General features: G+C 65.2%; 4 protein-coding genes. All 4 read left to right on the forward strand.

Translation table 11 applies throughout. The features are described from left to right. On the forward strand, positions 1 to 360 hold a 360-nt coding region (locus VMS22_25655), incomplete at its 5' end, for a [citrate (pro-3S)-lyase] ligase (protein ID HXJ37429.1). Continuing rightward, entirely contained in the window at positions 357 to 653 is a 297-nt protein-coding gene (gene citD / locus VMS22_25660; GenBank protein HXJ37430.1) for a citrate lyase acyl carrier protein, read from the forward strand. The genes VMS22_25655 and citD, both read left to right, overlap by 4 nt. Then, the gene (locus VMS22_25665) at positions 650 to 1516 is read left to right on the forward strand and encodes an aldolase/citrate lyase family protein (GenBank protein HXJ37431.1); all 867 of its coding nucleotides are present in this window, start codon (positions 650 to 652) and stop codon (positions 1514 to 1516) included. Before citD ends, VMS22_25665 begins: the two co-directional genes overlap by 4 nt. Positions 1517 to 1549: 33 nt before the next feature. After that, on the forward strand, positions 1550 to 2100 hold a 551-nt coding region (locus VMS22_25670), incomplete at its 3' end, for a citrate lyase subunit alpha (protein HXJ37432.1).

Raw genomic sequence — 2100 nt, forward strand, 5'->3', positions numbered from 1 at the left:
GAGCGGAGCTGGGCCGCGATCGACCTGCTCCTGTTTCGCGAATACATCGCACCCGCGCTGGGCATCACGCACCGGTACGTGGGAACGGAGCCCTTCGATCGCGTCACCAACAGCTACAACACGCAAATGAAGCAGTGGCTCGAGGAGGCGGCGTCCGCGGCGCCGCCGATCGGCGTCGTCGAGATCCCCCGTGCTTCCGTCAGCGGCGTGCCCATCTCCGCGACCGAAGTGAGACGGCTCCTCGCGCAGCACGATTTCGGAAGGATCGCAGCGCTCGTCCCCGCGACCACGCTGCAGCTCCTCGAGAGAAGATTCCCGGCAACCGGGAGCACCATCCCAACGAGAGGGCAAACCGCATGAAGGTCATCAAGGAGGCCGTCGCCGGCACCCTGGAATCCAGCGATCTGCTGGTCAAGGTCGCCCCTGGCGGCAAAGGGACTCGCGACATCGTGATCCAGAGCGAGGTGTTCAAGCAGTTCGGCAAGCAGATCGAGCGCGTCGTCACGGACACCCTGGACGCGCTGTCGGTCACTGAGGCGGCCATCGTGATCGAGGACAAGGGTGCCCTGGATTGTGTCATCCGGGCGCGGGTGCAGGCAGCCGTCCTGCGCGGCTGCGCTTCGGATCAGCTGGATTGGGAGAAGCTGTCATGAAGCTACGTCGGAGCATGCTCTTCGTCCCGGGCGATAACGCGGCAATGCTGAGCACGACGTTCGTCTTCAAGCCGGACTCGATCATGTTCGACCTGGAGGACGCGGTCTCGCCGCGCGAGAAGGATTCCGCGCGCCTGCTGGTGTACCAGGCGCTGCGGCACCCGGCCTATCGCGAGATCGAGACCGTCGTGCGCGTCAACGAGCTGAATACGGAGTTCGGGCTGAAGGATCTGGAAGCTGCGGTCCGAGGGGGCGCCCACATCGTGCGCCTGCCCAAGACGGAGACCGCCGAGGACATCCACCAGCTCGAGGCGCACGTGGCGCGGATCGAGAAGGCCTGCGGTCGCCCGTCCGGCGACACGAAGCTGATGGCGGCGATCGAGTCCGCGTCCGGCGTCGTGAACGCCGTCGCGATCGCGACCGCGTCCCCGCGGATGGTCGCGATCGCCCTCGCCGGATTCGACTACCTGGTCGACATGCACACGAAGCGCAGCGGCGGCTCGGAGCCGGAGCTGTTCTACGCGCGGGCCGCCGTGCTGCATGCCGCGCGCGCGGCGCACATCGATGCCTTCGACGTCGCGTACGGCAACGTGAACGACGACGAGGGTTTCCTCCGGGAGGTCAAGATCGCGAAGGAGCTCGGGTTCGACGGCAAGTCGTTGATCCACCCGAAGCAGATCCCCCTGCTGCACGCAGCCTACGCACCGACGCCGGACGAGGTGGATCATGCGAAGCGCGTTCTCGCCGCCGCGGACGAGGCACATCGCAAGGGACTGGGAGTGGTGTCACTCGACGGCAAGATGATCGACCCGCCGGTGATCGATGAGGCGGAAATGACTCTGCAGATCGCCGCGGCCTCCTGACAGGAACTTCAGGTCGAATAAAGGAAGATGGCCATGAACACGAACGATGCCCTGGCACGACTGAAGACGCAGGATCCCGAGCTCACCTCGTTGCAACCGTTCGCAGGGGCCAACGCGGAGACGCCCTATCTCTCGAGCGCCGACACCAAGCTGCACCGCAAGCTGTGCAAGTCGCTCGAAGAGGCGATCCGACGCTCGGGGCTCGCGGACGGGATGACCATCTCCTTCCATCACGCCTTCCGCGAGGGCGACAAGGTGATCAACCAGGTCGTCGATACGCTGGCGCGGCTCGGCTTCAAGAACCTGACGCTCGCGTCGAGCTCGCTGCTCAACTGTCACGATCCGCTGCTGGCGCACATCGAGAGCGGTGTCATCACCCAGATCTATACGTCTGGATTGCGCGGCAAGCTGGCCGAAGCAGTTTCGAATGGGGTGATGAAGCGCCCCGTCCACATCCACTCGCACGGAGGCCGGGTGCACCTCCTTCAGACGGGAGAGCTCAAGATCGACGTGGCGTTCCTCGGCGTCTCCTGTTGCGACGAGTTCGGCAACGCAAACGGCTCGCACGGCAAGCTCGCCTGCGG

Source organism: Candidatus Eisenbacteria bacterium (genome assembly GCA_035577985.1).
GTDB lineage: Bacteria > Desulfobacterota > Binatia > DP-6 > DP-6 > DATJZY01.